Consider the following 19,293-nt stretch of genomic DNA (forward strand, 5'->3'; position numbering starts at 1 on the left):
CGGATACAACGCGTTGGTGCCCGCGGACGCGACGCACCCGAACGCCGTGGCCGCCCGCATCGGACTCACTCTGCCGCTCTATCGCCCCGGCCGCAGCCTGCGCGAGATCCAGGTCCCCGTGTTCCTCGGCGTCTGCCTAGCGGACAGCGTGGCACCGGCCGGCCGCACCCTGCGCTATGCGGCGACGGCCGGGTCGAACGTCGAGGTGCACGAGTACCAGGCCGGGCATTTCGACATCTACGTCTCCCCCGACTTCGACGAGGTGGTGGCCGACGAGACCGCCTTCCTCGTCGAACACCTGCGAGCTGAGTCGTAGGCCGCCGAAAAAGACTGCGGCACAGCGCTTACGCCGCCTCGACCAGCGCGTCGTCGCGCGACAGCAGCGCGGCGTAGCGCCCGTCGAGCGCCATCAGCTCCTCGTGCGAGCCACGCTCGACGATGCGCCCCTGATCCAGCACGACGATCTGGTCGGCGTCGCGAATGGTCGAGAGCCGGTGCGCGATGGTGATGGTGGTGCGATCGACCGAAAGCGCGTCGATGGCCTGCTGCACCTCCCGCTCGGTGCGGGTGTCCAGCGCGCTGGTCGCCTCGTCCAGCACCAGGATCGGCGGATTGCGCAGCACGGCGCGCGCGACGGCGAGCCGCTGCTTCTCCCCGCCGGAGAACCGGTAGCCGCGCTCGCCGACGAGGGTGTCGTAGCCGTCGGGCAGCGACACGATGTGGTCGTGGATGCGCGCGACGCGGGCCGCCTCGTGCAGTTCCTGTTCTGTCGCATCGGGTTTCGCGAAGCGCAGGTTGTCGGCGACGGTCGCGTGGAACAGATAGGTCTCCTGCGACACCACGCCGACGGCGGCGGCGAGATCGGCGAAGGCCAAGTCCCGCACGTCTTTTCCGTCGATGGTGACCCGACCCGAGCTCACGTCGTAGAGCCGCGCGACGAGGTAGCCGAGAGTCGTCTTGCCCGAACCGGTCTCGCCGACGACGGCCAGGCTCGACCCGGCAGGCACCGTGAGGTCTATGTCGCTCAACACATCCCGACCATCCTGCCCGTACGAGAACCCGACGTGCTCGAACCGCACCTCGCCGGTGACCTCGCCGAGCGGGACGGGCCGGGCCGGCTCCTCGATCTCCGGCTTGAGGTCCAGGTACTCGAAGATCCTGCCGAACAGCGCCAGCGAACTCTGCACCTCGACCCCGGTGGATAGCAGCTGCACCATCGGCCGCAGCAGCGTGGTCTGCAATGTCGTGAACGCGACCAGCGTGCCGATCGACACCAGCGGTTTCCCGGCCGTGACGCTCAGCCCGGCCGCCCAGTAGATGACCGCGGGCATGGCGGACATGACGATCGTGATGGTCGACTGCCGCCACCGCCCCGCCATGCTCGCGCGGATCTCCAGATCGACCAGCCCGCGCGACTCCCGCGTGAAACCGTCGACCAGCGCGGGCGAGCGGCCCATGGTGCGGCCGAGCAGGATGCCGCTCACCGACAGCGACTCCTCCACGATCGCCGACATGCCCGCCAGCTTCTCCTGCCGTTGTCCGGTGATCTTGCGGCGTTCGCTGCCGACGCGGCGGCTGATCCACACGAAGAACGGCAGCATGATCAGCGAGACGAGGGTGAGCCGCCAGTCGAGCACGACCATCGCGGTCACCGCGGCGACGACCGTGGTGAAGTTCGAGACCAGCGAGGTCGCGGTGGAGGTGACGGTCGACTGCATGCCGCCGATGTCGTTGGCGATGCGCGACTGCACCTCGCCCGTGCGGGTTTTGGTGAAGAACGACAGCGGCATGCGTTGCAGCTGCGCGTAGACCGCGGAGCGCAGGTCGTGCATGACGTCCTGGCCGACCGTGGTCGAGATATACGTCTGTAGCACGCCGAACACGCTGGTCAGCGCGGCGACCGCGATCATGCCCGCGGCGAGCAGGGTGAGCAGGCCCGTGCGGCCGTGCGGCAGCGCGTCGTCGAGCACCGCGCGCAGCATGAACGGCGAGGCCAGCGCGACCACCGACGACAGGCAGACGAGGGCGGCCACGAGGGCCAGCCGGGCCCGATAGGGCCGGAACAGCCGGACGATCCGGCGAAGCTGATGATGCTGTGGCAAAGGCGCCTCCTCGAGCGAACTACGTCTTGAAACTGAGCATGGCTCATAATTGTTCCCGAAACAATGAGTTAAGCTCGGAATCATGCAGTCCGCCGACCCCGACCTGCCCGAACTGCTCCTGCGCGCGGCCAAACGCATCCGGCGCAACCAGGTGGGCCGGCTCGCCCCGCTCGGCCTCACCCCCGCGCAGGCCCGCGCGCTGCGCATCATCGCCCACGAGAACGAGCCGTTGAAGATGACCGCGCTGGCCGAGCGGCTCGGCATCGTGCCGCGCTCGGCCACGACCGTGGTGGACGCCCTCGCCGCCGCGGATCTGGTTTCGCGCGCGCCCGATCCCGCCAACCGCCGCGCCACCCTGGTCACCCTGACCCCTTCAGGTCACGCCACCCTCGCGCGCATGGCCGACGCCCGCCGCGAGGCGGCCGAGGAGCTCTTCGCCACCCTCACCGACGAGCAGCGCGAAACCCTGCGAGACCTGCTCGCCCTGCTCGATTCGCCCGCCGGATAGCACAATTCGGACTTACCCACGGGTATCCCCCGGGCGCGGCCCGTCCTCGGCGACCGGGCAGTATTCTGCCCGAGGTGACGGCGAAGTCGGCCGGACATACGCGGCTGCGCGGTGCTGCATTTCGGGAACGGTGCGGATAGCCTGGCGATATGACCTGACGAAGGTGGGGCGATGGATCGACCGGAGATGGGCGCACAGCCCGGATACGACTATGGGCGGGGGCCGCAGATGGTGAATCGTGGTGTGCCGGAACAACGGTACCCACCGGACGACCGGTACCAGGGCGTCTACTCCGACTGGGTGGACCGGTCGGCGGCGCGGGAGCCGGAGCCCGACTACGAACCGGAGTACTTCCGAGACGAGTTCAGCGGCCTCATCGATCGGTCGAAGCGCAACCGCTCGCCGCGTCGCTGGCTGATCCCGGTGCTCGGCGCGATCGGGGTGGCCGCCGTGGCGGCCGCCGCCGCGTTCGTGTTCTTCCGCGGCGACTCCGAACCGGCAACGGCGGCGACGACGAGCACGCCGCACACCGCCGATCCCGCCGCCGGGGCCGTGCCCTGCACGTCCGAGCGGGTCGGCAACCGGATCAAGGGCAACGAGCCCGGCGGTTTCGACTCGGGCCCCGCCGCGATCTTCGCCTTCCAGCACGCGTACTACGTCGCGCGCTCCGGCGACGAGGCCCGCGCCGCGACCACCCCGGACGCGGCGGTCGAGCCCGCCGACGCCATCCAGCGCGGCATCGACAGCGTCCCGGCCGGAACCACCTACTGCGTCGCGATCACCCCGGGCGCGTTCGCGGGCCAGTACATGGTCGTCGTCACCGAGAACCGGCCCGGCCGCCCGCCGGTGACCTACAACCCGCAGCTGGTCACCACGACCAAGGACGACGGCCGCACCCTGATCAGCGCCATCAGCCCCGGCCAATAGGCTTGGCGCTCAGGCCAATTCGTACTTGGCGACCACTTCCTCGTCGAGCTCGACGCCGAGCCCGGGACGCTCGGGCACGAATACCTGGTTGGCCCCGTACCGCAGCCGGGTCTCGGGCGTGAGCAGCTGCTCGAAGTTGTAGATGCCCTTCTCCAGCGCGAAGTACTCGACGACCAGCGTATTGCTGACCGCGCCGCACAGATGGACGTGCAGGTTGTGATGCCAGTGCGGCGCCATCCGCAGGCCGAAGGCGTCCGCGGCGTGCGCGACCCGCAGCCACTCGGTGACGCCGCCGACCACCCCGGCGTCGGCCTGCACGACCGCGGCGGCCCCGGCCTCGATGAGTTGCCGGAATTCCCACCGGGTCTGGTGGATCTCGCCGGTCGCCACCGGCGTGCGGATCTGCCGGGCGAGCTCGCCGTGCCCGGCGATCGCGTCCGGCCCGAGCGGCTCCTCGAACCACCACAACTCCCGATCGCCCGCGGCGCGCTCGAAGGCCTCGATGGCGCGGCGCGCCTCGTGGACGGAGCGGTAGGCGTTGTTCGCGTCGAGGGCGAGCCGGCCGGTGTCGCCGATCGCCTCGATCGCGGCCGCGACCCGGCGCGCGTCCTCGGCCACGCTCAGCCCGCCCACCTTGATCTTGTGATCGGTGAAGCCCTGCCCCGCGTTGAACTCGATCTCCTTGCGCACGGCCTGGGTCCACTCGCCCTCGTCGGGGCGGTAGTAGCCGCCCGAGGCGTAAGCGGGCAGCGGGGTTGTCGCGCCGCCGAGCAGGCTGACCAGCGGCAGCCCGGCGCGTTTCGCGCGCAGGTCCCACAGCGCGATATCGATCGCCGAGAGCGCCCGCAGCACCGCGCCGCGGCGCCCGGCGAGCAGGGCCTCCTGGTAGGCGAGGCTCCAGAGTCCGTGCACGTCGTTGTGGTCGGCGCCGAGATACACCGGCGCGAGCACGTCGTCGATCGCGCACTTGGTCAGCGCGCCGCCGCTGGTGCCCGCGTAGGTGTAGCCGAGGCCGGTCGCGCCGGTGTCGTCGGCGACCTCGACGAGCACGTAGTGCCGATCGGTCAGGTCGCGGTTGGACATGCGGGTCGGCTTGTCGACCGGGAGTCCGACGACGCGGGCGGAGATTCGGGTGATGGTCATCGACTGCTCCTCGCGGATGGGGCGGTGCGTACCGCCTGGATGTTGGCGAATTCGGTGGCGCCGTAGATGCTCAGCTCGCGGCCGTGCCCGCTGGCCTTGACCCCGCCGACAGGCAGGCGCGGGTCGGATTCGGAGATGCGGTTGACGAAGACCGAGCCCGCCGCGATATCGGCCGCGAGCCGCTCGGTCCTGCCGAGGTCGGCGCCCCAGATCGAGCAGCTGAGGCCGTAGGCCGACGCGTTCGCGACGGTGAGCGCCGCGGCGGCGGAACGGACCGACAGCAGCGCGCCGAGCGGGCCGAAGGTTTCCTCTTGGAAGGCAACGGAATACGTGTCGGGCACCTCGACGATGGTCGGCGTGAACCAGGCGCCGGGCCCGGAATCCGTTGCGCCGCCTGCCAGTATCGCGGCCCCGGCGGCCAGCGTCGCGTTCAGCTGCCTGCGCAGCTCGTCGCGCAGGTCGGCGCGCGCCATCGGGCCGATGTCGGTGCCCGGCAGCGTCGGGTCGCCGACGACGAGCTTGCCGAGCTCGGCCACCATCGCCGTCGCGAACTCGGGAAAAACGGCCTGCTCCACGATGATTCGCTTCGCGGCGATGCAGCTCTGCCCGGCGTTGAGGAACCGGGAGCGCACCGCCGCGGCGGCGGCGTCGGCCACCTCGGCGTCGGAGAGCACGATGAACGGGTCCGACCCGCCGAGCTCGAGCACCACCTTCTTGACCGCGCGTCCCGCCCTGGCCCCGACGATCGCGCCGACGCGATTGCTGCCGGTGAACGCCACCGCGGCGACGCGCGGGTCGTCGATGAGCGGGCCGATCCGATCCGGCGGCAGCACCACGGTGGTCAGCACGCCGGTGCCGCACACCTCGTCGAACAGCCGCTGCACGGCCAGCGCGCAGCCCGTGACATTGTCCGCGTGCTTGAGCAGCACCGTATTGCCGATCGCGACGGCGGGCAGCATCGACCGGAACACCTGCCAGAACGGGTAATTCCACGGCATGATCGCCAAAACCACGCCCAGCGGCCGAGTTCGGATCTGGCCGCCGTCGGGGAACACGTCGACCGCTTGCGGCGCAAGGATTTCCGCCACGCGATCGGCGTAGTAGTCGCAGGTGACCGCGCACTTCTCGATCTCGGCGAGCGCCTGGGTGATCGGCTTGCCCATCTCCGTGGTGATCAGCGACGCCAGCGCCGGCGCGTCGGCGCGCAGCCGGGCAGCCAGCAGCCGCAGACGGTCGGATCGATCGTCGATCGGCTCGTCCACCGCCCGGCGGGCCGCGCCGACCGCGCGATTCAGCAGCCCGGAGAGCTGGTGGTCGGGCGTGAAAGAGTATGCCTCGATGGGGCTTCCGTCGACGGGGTTGATCGTGGTGATCATCGAGCCTCCCGGGCGGCCAGCCAGTCCTGGAAGCGCCGGCCGAGGATCACCGGGTTCTGCAACAGCTTCGGCACGTCGGTCGCGTTGCCGACCGCTATGCGCACATGCAGGAAGACCGGGCCGTCCAGGGTCAGCGCCTCGGCCAGGCGCTCGCCCAGTTCCTCGGGGTCGGCCGCGCGGCGCACGGTCCACCCGGCCGCGGCGGCCAACTCCCCCAGGTCGATGCGCGAACCGTAGGTGGGCAGGTTGGCCGTCGCGCCGTACACGCCGTTGTCCAGCAGCACCATCACCAGCTTCGACGGTCGCAGAAAGCCGCCCGTGGCAAGGACATTCGGGTTCATCAGCAGCGACCCGTCGCCCTCGATCGCCACCACCTTCGCGATCTCGGTGTCCGCGAGGCCGAGGGCAACCCCGGTGGCGACCGAGCCCGCCAAGCCCATCGCGTCGAGCAGATACAGGTGGTTCGGGCCGTCCGCCACCGCCGCCAGCTCCCGGCTCGAGGCGGCGCAGGTGACCACCACCGGCAGGTCACGGGTGTGCGCGGCGACAATCCGCAGTGCGTCAATGCGTTTCACGATCAAGCCGCCTTTCCGTCGGTCGCCCAGAAGTGCGTCAGCACCACGACGGGCCGGAAGGTCATGCGGGCGTGCACCCCCGCCTCGGTGACCACCGCCGCCCAGTCGTCGGGCCCACTGCGGCGGTCGAGTTGGAACGACTGGATGCCGAACTGGTCGAGCACGCGGGGCACGTGCTGGCTGAACGTGTGGATCATCGAGTTGTACTCGCCCAGACCGCCTCTGGTGTTCGCCACGATGAGCAGCGGCAGATGGTATGCCATGTTGAACGTGGTCAGCGCGGTCAGCGCGTTGCCGAAACCGTTGTCCTGCATGACGATCGCGCCGAGCTTCCCGGTCAGCGGCAGGGCACCCATCAGCCCGGCCGCCTCTTCCTCACGGGAGAGCGGAAACACCCGCTCCGAGATGCCGTCGGCGCCGCCGCTGGAGTCCACCAGCGCCGTGATGACGGGCGCCACGCTCACCGATGGCACATACCCGACCAGATCGACCTCCGCCGCCCAGATGCCTCTGGCGACCGATGCCGCGTACGAGTTGGAATTCACCGAATGTCCCTTCGCCGGACCGGCTGCCGTATCGCAGCCCACTTAGTGAATGCAACATACTACTCGATATGAGTAGCATGCAACTCTTGGAAATGATTGAGCCCGGTCCGCTTTCGGACCGGGCTCAGTAGACGATCTGCTCGCCCTCGGGCACCGACACCGACACCCACCGCCGCCACTCGGCGACCAGGCCGCGATTGTCCTCGCTGCTGTGCGCGACGAGCAGATCACCGGAGCGCACCAGGTGCTTGCGCATGGCGCGCTCGGCGCCGACCCCGTCGCGCTTGCGCAGGGCGTCGATGATGTCCCAGTGGTCCTTCAGCGCGGTCTCGACCGGCTGGTAGCGCGGCACGCTGTGCCTGCCGTCGAGGGCCAGCGTCTGGCGCAGCTCGTCGACGACCTTGGCCAGCCTGCGATTGCCGCTGGCCCGCAGGATCAGCTCGTGCAGGCGCTCGTCGGCGGCGAAGTACTCCGCGCCGCCGTCGGCCGTGCGCTCCATGATCCGGTACTCGGCGAGCATGGCCTCGTCGTCGCGGCTGGTCATCACCGCCGCGGCGCTGCGGCAGGCCGGCGGCTCGAGCAGCACGCGCAGGCTGCACAGGTCAACGATGCCGCGGCCGTCCTGGCCGAGCACCCGGGCCCCGCGATTGCGCTCGATCTTGACCAGGCCCAGATCGGCCAGCTTCAGCAGCGCCTCCCGCACCGGCGTCCGCGAGGCGCCGAACCGCTCACCCAGCTCACGCGACGAGTACAGGATGCCGCGCTCGAGCCGCCCCTGCCGGATCGCGTCCCGGATCTCGGCGGCGATCTGCTCGGACTTGCTGTCTAACGCATCCTGCGACAAGGCACCTCTTCACGACCGAGAGCGACGGGAAATCGCCCGTGGCACAGCGTGTCCCCGGGCGATTCCTCAGCATAGTCGCTCAGACGGTCGCCACCGACGCGGCGCGGCGCGACCGCGACCGCACGGCCAGGGCGCCGATCACGACCAGCGCGCCGACATTGGCCAGGATCATCACCGCGATGGCGAAGCTGGTGTGACCGCCGGAGGCGTCCTTGATCCAGCCGAACGCGTACGGGCTGACGAAGCCGGCCGCGTTGCCGAGCGAGTTGATCAGCGCGATGCCGCTCGCCGCGCCCGCGCCGGCCAGATACGCCGTCGGCACCGACCAGAACAGCGGTTTCGCGGTCTGCGCCGCCATGGGGGCCACGGTGATCGCGGCGAACGCGAGCAGCGGCGACCCGAGCGCGAACGCCGTGACGGCGAACGCGACCACCGAGACGGCCAGCGCGACCAGCACCGGTCGCGACGAGCCGGTATCGCGGACCAGCCGCCCGGTCACGTACATGCCGATGGCCGCGAGCAGGAACGGCACCGCCGACAGCCAGCCGATCTGCGTGCTGCTGAGCCCGTGTCCGACCTCCTTGACCACGGTCGGCATCCAGTAGGCGAGCGGATACGCCCCGCACAGCACCAGGAAGTAGGCCAGGCACAGCGCGATCACCCGCTTGTTCAGCAGGGCCGATCGATGTCCGGCCGGAGCCGAGACCGCGCGTTCCGCATGCTCGGCGTCGAGGGTCTCGGTCAACCACGCCCGCTCGGCGTCGCTGAGCCACTTGGCCTGCGCGGGCGACTCGGTGAGCGCGAAGAAGAAGACCACGCCGAGCAGCACGGCGGGGATGCCGCCGACGACGAACACCCAGCGCCAGCCGTCCAGGCCGAGCGCGCCGTCGAAGGTGTCGAGGATCCAGCCGTTGAGCGGGCTGCCGAGCACGCTGGCCACCGGGATGGCCACCATCACCGTCGAGATCACCTTGGTCCGTTGGGCATTGGGGTACCAGCGGGTGAGGTAGACGATGATGCCGGGGAAGAACCCCGCCTCCGCGACGCCGAGCAGGAAGCGCAGCACGTACACCATCTCCACGTTCGCCGCGAACGCCGTCAGCGTGGCGATGATCCCCCAGGTCACCAGGATCCGGCTCAGCCAGATCCGCGCGCCGACCCTGGTCATGACGATGTTGCTCGGCACCTCGGCGAGCACGTAGCCGACGAAGAAGATGCCCGCGACGAACCCGTACTGGGTCGCGCTCATCCCGAACGTCTCCTCCATGCCGAACTTGGCGAAGCTGACGTTGATCCGATCGATGTAGCTCACGATGTAGCCGATCATCAGCAACGGGACGATCCGGCGGGTGATCTTCCGGATTGTGTTCGCCTGCAACTCGTTCCCCTCGACCTCGGGAATCGAACGATCCATCTCTTTCCTCCACAGCACAGAGCCAGCTGTGATGGCATGCCACCTTGATCAGTAACATGTCTCACTTGATGAGTGGCATGCTACTCACGCTGTGAGCTGACACACAAGAGTTTCGCAGAGGCGAAGGTGGTTGATGGCGAAAATGCGCTAGTGCACGGATCGAGGCCGGGCCAGCGGTTCGGAAACGACAACGGCCGGTCCGGAAGATCCGAGACCGGCCGTGAGAACGGGCCGAGCGCCAGCTTTGGCTGAGCGCGTCCGCTAGCTGAGCGCCGGCATTAGTCGGCCGAGTTCTCCGCAGCCGCGACGACGTGACGCATGAGCAGCGCGGTGGTCACGGGCCCGATGCCGCCGGGGACCGGGCTGAGTGCGGCGGCCTTGCCGCGCACGGACTCGGCCTCGACATCGCCGACGATGCCGCCGTCGGCCGCCTCGTTGGTGCCGACGTCGACGACCACCGCCCCCTCACGCACGTGCGCACCGGTGACCAGTCCGATGCGGCCCGCGGCGGCGACGACGACATCGGCGGCGGAGGTGACGGCGGGCAGGTCGGTGGTCCGCGAGTGGCAGACGGTGACCGTGGCGTTCTCCGCGAGCAGCAGCTGCGCGAGCGGCTTGCCGACGACGTTCGAGCGGCCGACGACCGCGACATGCCGGCCGGACAGCGGAATGTCGTGGTGCTTCAGCAACTCGACGACGGCCTCGGCGGTCGCGGGCACGAACCCGGTGAGCCCCGCGGTGAGCAGGCCGAGCGACAGCGGGCTCACGCCGTCGACATCCTTGGTGGCCGCGATCGCGGGGCTGACGTCCTCGAGGGTGATGCCCGCGGGCAGCGGGGTCTGGAGCATGATGCCGTCGGTCGCGCGGTCCGCGCTGCGCGCCGCGAGTTCGGCGCGGATCGCCTCCGCCGTCGCGTCGGCGCCGAGATCGACGGTGTCGCAAGCGATTCCGAGTCGCTCGGCCGCCTTGCGCAGCGAGTTCACGTACCAGGCGCTCGCCGGATCGTCGTTCGCCACGATCAGGGCGAGGCGCGGCGCGGCGCCGGCCTCGGTGCGCGCGGCGGCGCGCTGCTTGGTGTCGGCGTTGATGGCGGCGGCGAGTTCCTTGCCGGTCAGCGAAACGGTATCCACGTTGTCACACCTTATCGGGGCCGCCGCCGATCGCGGCTACCGCGCCCGGCCCGCGTCGCCCGCCTTGTCCCGGTGCACGAAACCCGCCGCGGAATCCGGTCGGTTAATGCGTGATTTCCAGATCACCCCGTCGTATCGTGAGCCTGCTTGCCCACGGCTAACTGCCAGCACGTGCCCCACCCCCGTTGTGTACCGATCGCCGAACATCCCGATCGCAGAGCATTTCGCGGAAAGGTGTCGACTGTAGTGAAGATCTCGAGGCACTGGAAACATCTGGCCGCGACCGTGTTCGCGGCGATCGTCGTCACCGGCCTGGCCGGCGTCCCGGCGCACGCCGGGGAGACCGACGCCCTCTACAACTCCGCCCAGCGCAACTTCACCGACGGCGACGACGCCGCCGGGCGCGCCGACCTGCGCGCCCTCATCGGCGCCGACCCCAACGACGCCGATGCCCTGTCGCTGCAGGCCATTTGGTCGCACTACGCGGGTGATCTGCCCGCGCTGGCCGACGCGATGGCGCGGCTCAACGCCGTCGACCCCGGCAGGGCGGCGGGCACGACGCACGTGCTCGCGGCCATCGGCGCGGCCGTCGGCACGCTGCCGAATCCGCTGCCCGCGCTGATCGGTCCGCAGACCGGCATCGTGGTCCTCGGCTACGGCCTGCTACCCGACGGCGCGCTACGGCCCGAGCTGGTCAACCGGCTCATCGCGGCCTGGTTGCAGTCCATCGCCGCTCCGCTGTCGCCCATCGTGGTGACCGGCGGCAATCCGCAGAACGGGATCACCGAGGCGGACGCGATGGCGGGCTGGCTGATCGGCCACGGCGTGCCGCCGAGCCGGATCAGCGTGGAGAACCAGGCCGGGTCGACCGTGCAGAACGCCCTGTTCGCCACGAAACTGCTGCGCGACGTCGGCGCGACGAGCGCGGTGGTGGTCACCTCGCCGAACCACATCCGGCGCGCCGTCGCCGACTTCATCGTGGCGGGCACCCAGGTGGTGGGCGCGACGACCTCGCTGGAGCAGCTGGTCTCCCAGCTGCCCCCGCCGAACCGGCAGGCCCAGCGCGGCATCTACCTCGACGCCACGCGGACCTTCGAATTGGACACCTCGCGCTGAGAGATCGGCGCGCATCCCGGAATCGCACGATGCGGATGCGCGCCGCCGGGCCTGCCCGTGGTGCGGTCCGTGCCGTGTCCGCGGCGTGCACAGCACGCCGCCTGGGACGGTTGGTCGAGCGACGCACGATGTACACCGTCCGCGCGGGTGCCCGGTCCCCCGGAGAGCCGGGATCGATATCACGGAAAATCCAGTGGCTCCGCGTCGCCGTCGCACGGCAGGATGTCCGGGTGATGGCTGGTGAAACAGAGGTGGTCGAGGTCTTACGCGCGGCGGGCTGCGTCTTCGCGGAGGACGAGGCCCGCCTGCTCGCCGAGGCCGCCGCGGAGACGGGGGCCGATCTCGGCGATCTGGTCGGGCGGCGCGTCTCCGGCACTCCGCTCGAGTATCTGCTCGGCTGGGCCGAGTTCCGCGGCCTGCGGGTCGCGGTCGCCCCGGGCGTCTTCGTGCCGCGCCAGCGCTCGGCGTTCCTCGTCGAGACGGCCGCGGGTCTGGCCCGCGATCGTGACCGCCACTCCGTGGTAGTCGACTTGTGTTGCGGCTCAGGCGCGTTGGGCTTGGCGCTGGCCACCACGATGGCCGCCGAGCGCACCCCGATGACCCTCGCCGCCGCCGATATCGACCCCGTGGCGGTCGACTGCGCGCGCCGCAATCTCACCCCGCTCGGCGCGCCGGTCTACCAGGGCGACCTCTTCGAGCCGCTGCCGGAGGAGCTGCGCGGCTGCATCGATATTCTGCTGGCGAACACCCCGTATGTGCCGTCGGGCATGATCGCCCGCATGCCGCCGGAGGCGCGCGACCACGAGCCGCGCACCGCGCTCGACGGCGGCCCCGACGGACTCGACGTCTTCCGCCGCGTCGCCGAGGGCGCCCGGTCTTGGCTGTCGCCCGGCGGACATTTGCTGATCGAGTCCAGCGAGGCGCAGGCGCCCGTCGCCGTCGAGGTGCTCGCCGAGCACGGCCTCGCGGGCCGGATCGCCGAGTCCGAGGAGCACTACGCCACGGTCGTCATTGGCACCCGACCCGCCCGATAGGCCTTATTTCTTGCGACCGGTGAACGCTTCCATCGAGCGATAGACGCCGACGCTGTCGAGGAACAGGTCGCGCAGCTTGATCGGCAGGATGCCGGACAGCGCCTTGTTCAGGCGCGAGGTCCACGGCAGGATCACCACCGGCGTGCCGTTCTTCATCGCGCGCCACGAGGTGTCGACCACCTCGTCCTGCTCCAGGATCGGGGTGAACAGAAAACCCTTGGCGCCGTCGAACATTCCGGTGTTGATGTAGGTCGGGCACACCGTGGTGACCTTGACGTGGTCGTGGCCCGCCTGCTCCAGCTCGATGCGCACCGAGTCGGACCAGCCGAGCGCGGCCCACTTGGAGGCCGCGTAGACGCTCATCCGCGGATTCGACACCAGACCCGCGGACGAGGCGATGGTCAGCACGCGGGCGTCGGTCGACCCGGCCACCATGGCGGGCAGGAACTCGAGGGTGACGTACATCAGGGCGTGCGCGTTGATCGCCATCGTCTGCTCGATGTCGGCGCGGTTCTCGGTCTCCCAGAAGTAGTTGTTGCCCCGGACGATGCCCGCGTTGTTGACCAGGATGTCGACGCCGCCGATCTCCGCGCGCACCGACTCGGCCGCCTCCCGGATCGCGTCCGGCGCGGACACGTCGACCACGAAGTGGTGGATGGTGCCGCCCTGCGAGGTGAGCTCCGCGGCGGTCTCCTTCAGCGCGACCTCGTTGATGTCCCACAGCACCACCGCGGCCGCGCCCTCGCGCACCGCCCGCTCGGCGAACAGCTTGCCCAGGCCCATGGCGGCGCCCGTGACGAGAACCTTCTTGCCCGCAACCGTGTCGAGTCTCATCCGTCTCCCTGTCGATTTCCGCCGAAAGTCACTTCTGCCGCAGCGTTTTCATGACGCCGAAGAACAGGGTCATGGTCTTGGCCCAGATCTCCTCCGACATCCCCGGCAGCGGCGCGATGGGCAGCACGCGCTGCACCGCGATGGTCTGGGTGTCGATGTACTTCAGCAGACCCTCCGCGCCGTGCCTGCGGCCGGTGCCGGAGATGCCGAGCCCGCCGGAGGGCGCGTCCGCGCTGCCCCACGCGGCGATGAAGCCCTCGTTGACATTGACCGAGCCGGCGTTGATCCTGGCCGCGACCTCGCGGCCGCGCCCGATGTCCTTGGTCCAGACGCTGGCGTTGAGCCCGTAGGCGGTGTCGTTGGCCTGCTCGACGGCCTCGTCGTCGCTGCCGACCCGGTAGATCGACACGACCGGGCCGAAGGTCTCCTCGCGGTAGACGGTCATGCCGGGCCGCACGCCGCTCAGCACGGTGGGCTCGTAGAAGTACGGGCCGAGGTCGGGCCGGGCGCGCCCACCCGCGAGCACCGTGGCGCCCTTGGCCACCGCGTCGTCGACATGCGCACGGACGGTGTCCAATTGGCGCGGGAAGGTGAGCGAGCCCATGTCGTTGTCGTAGTTCAACCCGCCGCCGAGCCGAATTCCCTTGACGTGCTCGATGAATTCGGCGACGAACCGGTCATACACCTTGTCGTGCACATAGATTCGCTCCATCGACTCGCACAGCTGCCCGGCCGAGGCGAAGCAGGCGCGAATGGCGATCTTGGCCGCGCGCGACACGTCGGCGTCGGCGAGCACGACCAACGGGTTCTTGCCGCCGAGCTCGAGCGAGTAGCCGATGAGCCGCTCCCCCGCCTGCTGCGCGATGGTCCGCCCGGTCGCGCTCGAGCCGGTGTAGTCGACGTAGTCCGCGCGCCCGATCACCTCGTGGCCGATCACCGACCCGCGCCCGAGCACCGCCTGCCACAGCCCGCGCGGCAGCCCGGCGCGCTCCGCGGCGTCGATCGCCCACAGGGCGGTGAGCGCGGTCTGGTTGTCCGGCCGCGCCACCACCGCGTTGCCCGCGACCAGGGCGGGCAGTGCGTCGGACGCGGCGAGGGCGAGCGGGTAGTTCCACGGCGAGATGACCGCGACCACGCCCTTCGGCCGGTGCCGCACGTCGACCTGGGTGAGCACCGGCAGCACCCCGCGCGGTTTGCGCGTGGCGAGCAGCTTCGCGGCGACCCGCGCGTAGTAGCGGGCGTTGACCGCGACGTCACCGACCTCATCGAAGGCGTGCGCGCGCGACTTGCCGGTCTCGGTCTGCACGATGTCGAGGATGGTGTCCTGCTCGGCGAGCACGATGTCGTGGAAGCGGCGCAGCACCGCGGCGCGCTCGCGGATCGGCCTGCGCGCCCACTCCCGCTGGACCGTGCGGGCCGTCGCGAAGGCGCGCTCGATATCGGCGGCCGACGACTGCGGCAGGTCCGCGATCTTGTCACCGGTCGCGGGCGCGAAAATTTCGACCGCGGGCGCGCCGCCGGCGACGGCCCGGTCGAGCAACGGCTGGACCAGCGAGGACGGCAACGCGTCTGCTGCGGCGAGCGGGGAGGCGGTCGTCATCGGCGGCCCTTCTCATCGGCGCGGTCGGAGGAGCGGGCGGCTCATCCACCTTTAACTGAACAGTGGTGTTAGATTAATAGGCGTGCCAGGTCTCGTGTCAAGCTCTTCGTCATGGAACACAGACCCGACGGGTGGCCGGCTGTGACGCGGCACCATGTGTTTCGCGAGGCGTTGTGACCGAGGCGGCGACGCGTCGGGGCAGGCCGCCGCAGACGCAGGAGCAGGCCGAGGAGGTCCGCGCGCGGATCGTGCTCGCCACCGCGGCGGTGTTCACCCGCGGCGGGTCGCGCGGGTTGAGCGTCGCGCAGATCATCGAGCAGGCCGGGCTCGCCCGGCCCACCTTCTACCGCTACTTCGCCAACGCCACCGAGCCGCTGCACGTGCTGCTCGACACCTCCAACGACGGCCTGGTCGACGGCATCCGGGAGGCGTTGACCGGCACCGACGAACCCGTCGAGCTCGGCATCCGGCTGATCGACGCCTACCTCGACTGGGCGAACGGGCACGGCGCGATGCTGCGCCCGCTGTTCGCCGAGCTGCACGACCCGGCCTCACCGGTGTCGGCGTATCGCGAACGGGCACTCGACGATATCCGCGCGCTGGTGCGCGAGACATTCACCGAACTCGGCCGCGCCGTCCCCAGCCCGCTGGATCTCGATGCGGCACTGCATGTCTGCGAGTACGTGGTCTACCGCATCTCCGCGGGCACCGCGCCGGGCGTCGAGCCGGACGCGGAAACCGTTGCGGAGGCGCGGCTCACGATGATCCGCGTGCTGCTGACCACCCTCGGCACCCGCGCCGATCTCGAGTACGCGATGAAGCTGCCCGGCCTCTTTCCCGCGCCGTGACGCCACACCGGCTTTCGGCCGGTGGCTGATCGAACCGGGGCCGGCGGTGCGCCGGCCCCGTGAACCCGGCGAGCGACGTTGATCGCCGGATTCACAGGTCTATGTCGAGTTCCGTTCCGCGCGCGCGGGATACACAGGTCAGCATCGAACGGTCGCGCTCGCCGTCCTGGAGGAACCGGTCCCGGTGGTCGACCTCGCCCGCCAGCACGCCGGCGCGGCAGGTCCCGCAGAAACCCTGCTGGCACGAGTAGGCGACGCCGGGCAGCCGACGCCGGATGGCGGCGAGCGCGGACTCGTCGGCCGCCACATCCACCTCGGTTCCGCTGCGGCGCAGCCGGATTCGGAACGGCGCGCCGTCGCGCACCGGGAGCGGGGAGAACCGCTCGGTGTGCAGCGAGGCCGTCGGGTCGTGCAGCGAGAGAACCCGGCGGGCCGCCTCCGCCAACGGCGGTGGGCCGCAGACGTACACGGCCGCGCCGGTCGGGGTCTGCTCGAAGATCATGCGCGGATCCGGCACGCCGAACTCGTCGTCCGGGCGCACGATCACGTCGCCCCCGGTGAGCCGGGCCAGCTCGCACAGGAACGGCATCCGCGCGCGCGAGCGGCCCAGATACATGAGCCGCCACGGTATTCCGGCCCGCTCGGCCGCCGCGACCATCGGCAGGATCGGGGTGATTCCGATGCCGCCCGCGACGAACAGGTACTGCTCCGCCTCGATGAACGCGAAGGCATTGCGCGGCCCACGTACTGTGAGCCGATCGCCGGCGCGCAACCGTTCGTGGATCTCCCGCGAGCCGCCGCCGCCATCGGCTATGTGGCGCACCGCGATTCGGTACCGACGCCGGTCGGCCGGGTCGCTGGTCAACGAGTACTGCCGCTGCCGCCCCGACGGCAGCACGACATCCAGGTGCGCGCCCGGCTGCCAGGCGGGCAGCAACGCGCCGTCGGGGTCGGTCAGGCTCAGGCTGACCACCTCGTCGGCCTCTGGCTCGATCCGCTCGACGACGACCGGAAAGTCGTAGCCCGTGTGCCGCACCGGCTGCGGGCGCGAAAGTACTTGCGCCGCATCGCCGGACACGAAGACCCGCTTGTAGGCGTCGGCCGCCGAGGCGATCATCCGCAACCCCGGCCCCGGCCGGTACTCCTCCTCCACGGCCGTCACGCGATCGCCGCCCTGGCCGCGGGCGACTGCGCGAGGTAGCGCAGCGCGTTGTCCATCGGCCCGAGCTGCGAGGGGTGGAAACCGGGCCGCAGATACCTGGGCAACTCGGTGAAGAAGGTGGTGAAACTCGGCACCACGCCGCGCAGCGAGGCGCTGGCCAGTTGGAGCGGCCATAACCGGCCTTTGCGCGGCGACGGGTCCTGGTGGAACAGGTAGCCGCCCGAGATCACGAACAGCGCGAGCAATCCCGCGCTCGCGATCACCGCCTGCCGCGCCTTGCGGCCGTACCCGCCGTCGACGTACATATAGGCGTCGTAGACCACGCTGCGGTGCTCGACCTCCTCGGCCCCGTGCCAGCGGATGAGGTCGAGCATGGCCGGGTGCATGCCCTTCGCCGCGAGCGTGTCGTTGGTGAGCAGCCATTCGCCGATCACGGCCGTGTAGTGCTCCATGCCCGCGAAAAGGGCGAGCCGCTCGCAGAGCCACGCGTGCTTGGCCCTGCCGGACAGGCCGTTGTCGCCGAGCACCCGATCGACAAGCCACGCAACACGTTTCACCATCGGGTCGACGTCGAGCCCGAGCCGCCGCAGTTGGTCGCGCGCCGCCTCGTGGGAGCTGGCGTGCATGGCCTCCTGTCCGATGAACCCGCGCACCTCCTCGCGCAGCCGCTCGTCCTCGATCAGCGGCAGGGCCTCGGCCAGCGCCTGCGCCATGGCCCGCTCGCCCTCGGGCAGGACCAGGTGCATGACGTTGATGATGTGGGTCGCCATCACCTCGCCGGGGATGTAGTGCATCGGCACGGTGCCGAAGTCGAACGCCACGTCGCGGGCATTGATCGCGTGCGCCTGATCGACATAGACCGAAGAGCTCATCTCGCATCCTCATCTCTGATCGGCGCGGCCCGGCGGGCGTGCGGTCCAGCGTGCAGGCAAATGTATTGATGACATCGCGTGCTGTCAACATCACATGATGTCAACAATAGGGCTGTGAGAGGATGGCGCCATGGTCACCGAAGACGACGGGTCCATCCCCGGCATGCGCCGCTGGCGCGGACGGTCACCCGCCGATCGGGTGGCCGGACGCCGCGAGCAGCTCATCGAGGCGTGCACCGAGCTGATGGCCACCGTCGGCGCCGCCGAGACGTCGATGCGCAAGGTCTGCCGCCAGGCCGGACTGACCGAGCGTTACTTCTACGAGAGCTTCCCGAACCTGGACGCCCTGCTCACCACCGTGCTCGACACGGTCGTCCTCGGCGCGCGCGACCGGCTGCTCGAGGCGCTGCCCACCGCGCCGATCGAGCGCGACGCCATGTTCCGCCACCTCGTCGGCGTCTTCACCGACTACCTCGTGGCCGATCGCCGGCGCGGCCGGATCATGTTCATCGAGTCGCAGGCCACCCCCGTGCTGATGCCGCGCGCCAACGAGCTCATCGGGCTGTTCACCGCACCGATCGCGCTGACCATCGGCGCCGGAGACTACTCGAGCTCCGCGCCCGACGAGCACGACGTCGCGCTCAACGCCAGCGCCATCTTCGGCGCGCTCGCCTACCTCTACCGGCCGTGGCTCGACGGCGAGATCCCGGTTCCCCGTGCGCGTTTCGATGAGCACGCGGCGATCGTGCTGGAGCACATCGCGCTGTCGCGATCCTCGGTGGCCACACAGGCGTAGGCCGCGCCAGGCCGGACTCGGTCCAGTCCTGATTCGTCGCGGCTCAACCTCGTTACGGCCCAGCCCCGCTGCGGCCCAGCCCCGCTGCGGCCCAGCCCCGCTGCAACCCAGCCCCGCTGCAACCCAGCCCCGCTGCAACCCAGCCCGCTGCGGCCCAGCCCCGTTACGGCTCAACCTCGCTACGGCCGGCCCCGATGCGGCCCAGCCTCGCTGCAACCGGCCCCGCTGCGGCCCAGCCCCGCTGCAACCCAGCCCCGTTACGGCTCAACCGCGCTACGGCCCAGCCCTGCTGCGCCCAGTCCCATTACGGCTCAGCCCTGCTGCGGCCCGGCCCTGCTGCGGCCCGGCCTCGATGCGGCGGAGCCCTGCTTCGGCCCGGCCGTGCTCCGGCCCAGCCCCGATGCGGCCCAGCCCCGTTACGGCTCAACCGCGCTGCGGCTCAGCCTCGTTACGGCCCGCAGCCCCGT

At 70.3% G+C, this 19,293-nt stretch carries 19 protein-coding genes; 7 read left to right on the plus strand and 12 right to left on the minus strand.

The window, feature by feature from the left end:
* A partial coding sequence (locus ON39_RS18555; protein WP_040735832.1) for an alpha/beta hydrolase occupies positions 1–316 on the plus strand: 316 nt, incomplete at its 5' end.
* A 28-nt stretch (positions 317–344) separates the two neighbouring features.
* Here ON39_RS18555 and ON39_RS18560 read toward each other — a convergent pair.
* On the minus strand, positions 345–2,186 hold the full coding sequence (locus ON39_RS18560) for an ABC transporter ATP-binding protein (RefSeq protein ID WP_083894535.1): 1,842 nt from the start codon (positions 2,184–2,186) through the stop codon (positions 345–347).
* Between ON39_RS18560 and ON39_RS18565 the strand changes: the two genes are divergently transcribed.
* Complete coding sequence (locus ON39_RS18565) at positions 2,185–2,610, plus strand: MarR family winged helix-turn-helix transcriptional regulator (RefSeq protein ID WP_040735838.1); 426 nt, start codon at positions 2,185–2,187, stop codon at positions 2,608–2,610. The genes ON39_RS18560 and ON39_RS18565 overlap by 2 nt on opposite strands.
* Before the next feature lie 171 nt (positions 2,611–2,781).
* Positions 2,782–3,537 (plus strand): DUF8176 domain-containing protein, encoded by a 756-nt coding sequence (locus ON39_RS45995; protein WP_146251286.1) that lies wholly within the window; start codon positions 2,782–2,784, stop codon positions 3,535–3,537.
* A 9-nt stretch (positions 3,538–3,546) separates the two neighbouring features.
* On the opposite strand, the gene ON39_RS18575 is transcribed toward ON39_RS45995, so the two are convergent.
* From ON39_RS18575 to ON39_RS18605, 7 genes are all read right to left on the minus strand, one after another.
* Entirely contained in the window at positions 3,547–4,680 is a 1,134-nt protein-coding gene (locus ON39_RS18575) for a mandelate racemase/muconate lactonizing enzyme family protein (RefSeq protein WP_051186788.1), read from the minus strand.
* Complete coding sequence (locus ON39_RS18580) at positions 4,677–6,056, minus strand: aldehyde dehydrogenase family protein (RefSeq protein ID WP_040735843.1); 1,380 nt, start codon at positions 6,054–6,056, stop codon at positions 4,677–4,679. The genes ON39_RS18575 and ON39_RS18580 overlap by 4 nt, the downstream gene beginning before the upstream one ends.
* Positions 6,053–6,631, minus strand: a complete 579-nt coding sequence (locus tag ON39_RS18585) for a thiamine pyrophosphate-dependent enzyme (RefSeq protein ID WP_040735850.1) — start codon at positions 6,629–6,631, stop codon at positions 6,053–6,055. The genes ON39_RS18580 and ON39_RS18585 overlap by 4 nt, the downstream gene beginning before the upstream one ends.
* A 2-nt stretch (positions 6,632–6,633) precedes the next feature.
* The gene (locus ON39_RS18590; protein WP_040735931.1) at positions 6,634–7,176 is read right to left on the minus strand and encodes a thiamine pyrophosphate-binding protein; all 543 of its coding nucleotides are present in this window, start codon (positions 7,174–7,176) and stop codon (positions 6,634–6,636) included.
* Positions 7,177–7,300: 124 nt separating this feature from the next.
* Positions 7,301–8,020, minus strand: a complete 720-nt coding sequence (locus ON39_RS18595) for a GntR family transcriptional regulator (RefSeq protein WP_040735857.1) — start codon at positions 8,018–8,020, stop codon at positions 7,301–7,303.
* Between the two features lie 79 nt (positions 8,021–8,099).
* Positions 8,100–9,434 (minus strand): MFS transporter, encoded by a 1,335-nt coding sequence (locus ON39_RS18600; protein WP_040735863.1) that lies wholly within the window; start codon positions 9,432–9,434, stop codon positions 8,100–8,102.
* A 278-nt stretch (positions 9,435–9,712) separates the two neighbouring features.
* Entirely contained in the window at positions 9,713–10,564 is an 852-nt protein-coding gene (locus tag ON39_RS18605) for a bifunctional 5,10-methylenetetrahydrofolate dehydrogenase/5,10-methenyltetrahydrofolate cyclohydrolase (RefSeq protein WP_040735870.1), read from the minus strand.
* A gap of 246 nt (positions 10,565–10,810) precedes the next feature.
* Between ON39_RS18605 and ON39_RS18610 the strand changes: the two genes are divergently transcribed.
* Together ON39_RS18610 and ON39_RS18615 are read left to right on the plus strand one after the other, a co-directional pair.
* The gene (locus ON39_RS18610) at positions 10,811–11,680 is read left to right on the plus strand and encodes a YdcF family protein (RefSeq protein ID WP_051186789.1); all 870 of its coding nucleotides are present in this window, start codon (positions 10,811–10,813) and stop codon (positions 11,678–11,680) included.
* 233 nt (positions 11,681–11,913) lie between these two features.
* The gene (locus ON39_RS18615; RefSeq protein WP_040735876.1) at positions 11,914–12,714 is read left to right on the plus strand and encodes a putative protein N(5)-glutamine methyltransferase; all 801 of its coding nucleotides are present in this window, start codon (positions 11,914–11,916) and stop codon (positions 12,712–12,714) included.
* Positions 12,715–12,717: 3 nt separating this feature from the next.
* Here ON39_RS18615 and ON39_RS18620 read toward each other — a convergent pair whose 3' ends face one another.
* Positions 12,718–13,548, minus strand: a complete 831-nt coding sequence (locus ON39_RS18620) for an SDR family NAD(P)-dependent oxidoreductase (protein ID WP_040735883.1) — start codon at positions 13,546–13,548, stop codon at positions 12,718–12,720.
* A 28-nt stretch (positions 13,549–13,576) separates the two neighbouring features.
* Positions 13,577–15,148, minus strand: coding sequence for a succinic semialdehyde dehydrogenase (locus ON39_RS18625; protein ID WP_040735890.1), 1,572 nt, complete (start codon positions 15,146–15,148; stop codon positions 13,577–13,579).
* Positions 15,149–15,321: 173 nt separating this feature from the next.
* Between ON39_RS18625 and ON39_RS18630 the strand changes: the two genes are divergently transcribed.
* Complete coding sequence (locus ON39_RS18630) at positions 15,322–15,996, plus strand: TetR/AcrR family transcriptional regulator (protein ID WP_040735897.1); 675 nt, start codon at positions 15,322–15,324, stop codon at positions 15,994–15,996.
* Positions 15,997–16,087: 91 nt separating this feature from the next.
* Here ON39_RS18630 and ON39_RS18635 read toward each other — a convergent pair whose 3' ends face one another.
* Together ON39_RS18635 and ON39_RS18640 are read right to left on the minus strand one after the other, a co-directional pair.
* Positions 16,088–17,113 carry a PDR/VanB family oxidoreductase gene (locus tag ON39_RS18635; protein ID WP_083894536.1) on the minus strand — a complete coding sequence of 342 codons (1,026 nt, stop codon included), beginning with the start codon at positions 17,111–17,113 and terminating at the stop codon, positions 16,088–16,090.
* Positions 17,114–17,154: 41 nt separating this feature from the next.
* Positions 17,155–18,030, minus strand: a complete 876-nt coding sequence (locus tag ON39_RS18640; protein ID WP_040735905.1) for a metal-dependent hydrolase — start codon at positions 18,028–18,030, stop codon at positions 17,155–17,157.
* A 130-nt stretch (positions 18,031–18,160) separates the two neighbouring features.
* Between ON39_RS18640 and ON39_RS18645 the strand changes: the two genes are divergently transcribed.
* Positions 18,161–18,826 (plus strand): TetR/AcrR family transcriptional regulator, encoded by a 666-nt coding sequence (locus ON39_RS18645; RefSeq protein WP_040735913.1) that lies wholly within the window; start codon positions 18,161–18,163, stop codon positions 18,824–18,826.
* The last annotated feature ends 467 nt before the right edge of the window (positions 18,827–19,293 follow it).

Source organism: Nocardia tenerifensis NBRC 101015 (assembly GCF_000308715.1).
Lineage (GTDB): Bacteria > Actinomycetota > Actinomycetes > Mycobacteriales > Mycobacteriaceae > Nocardia > Nocardia tenerifensis.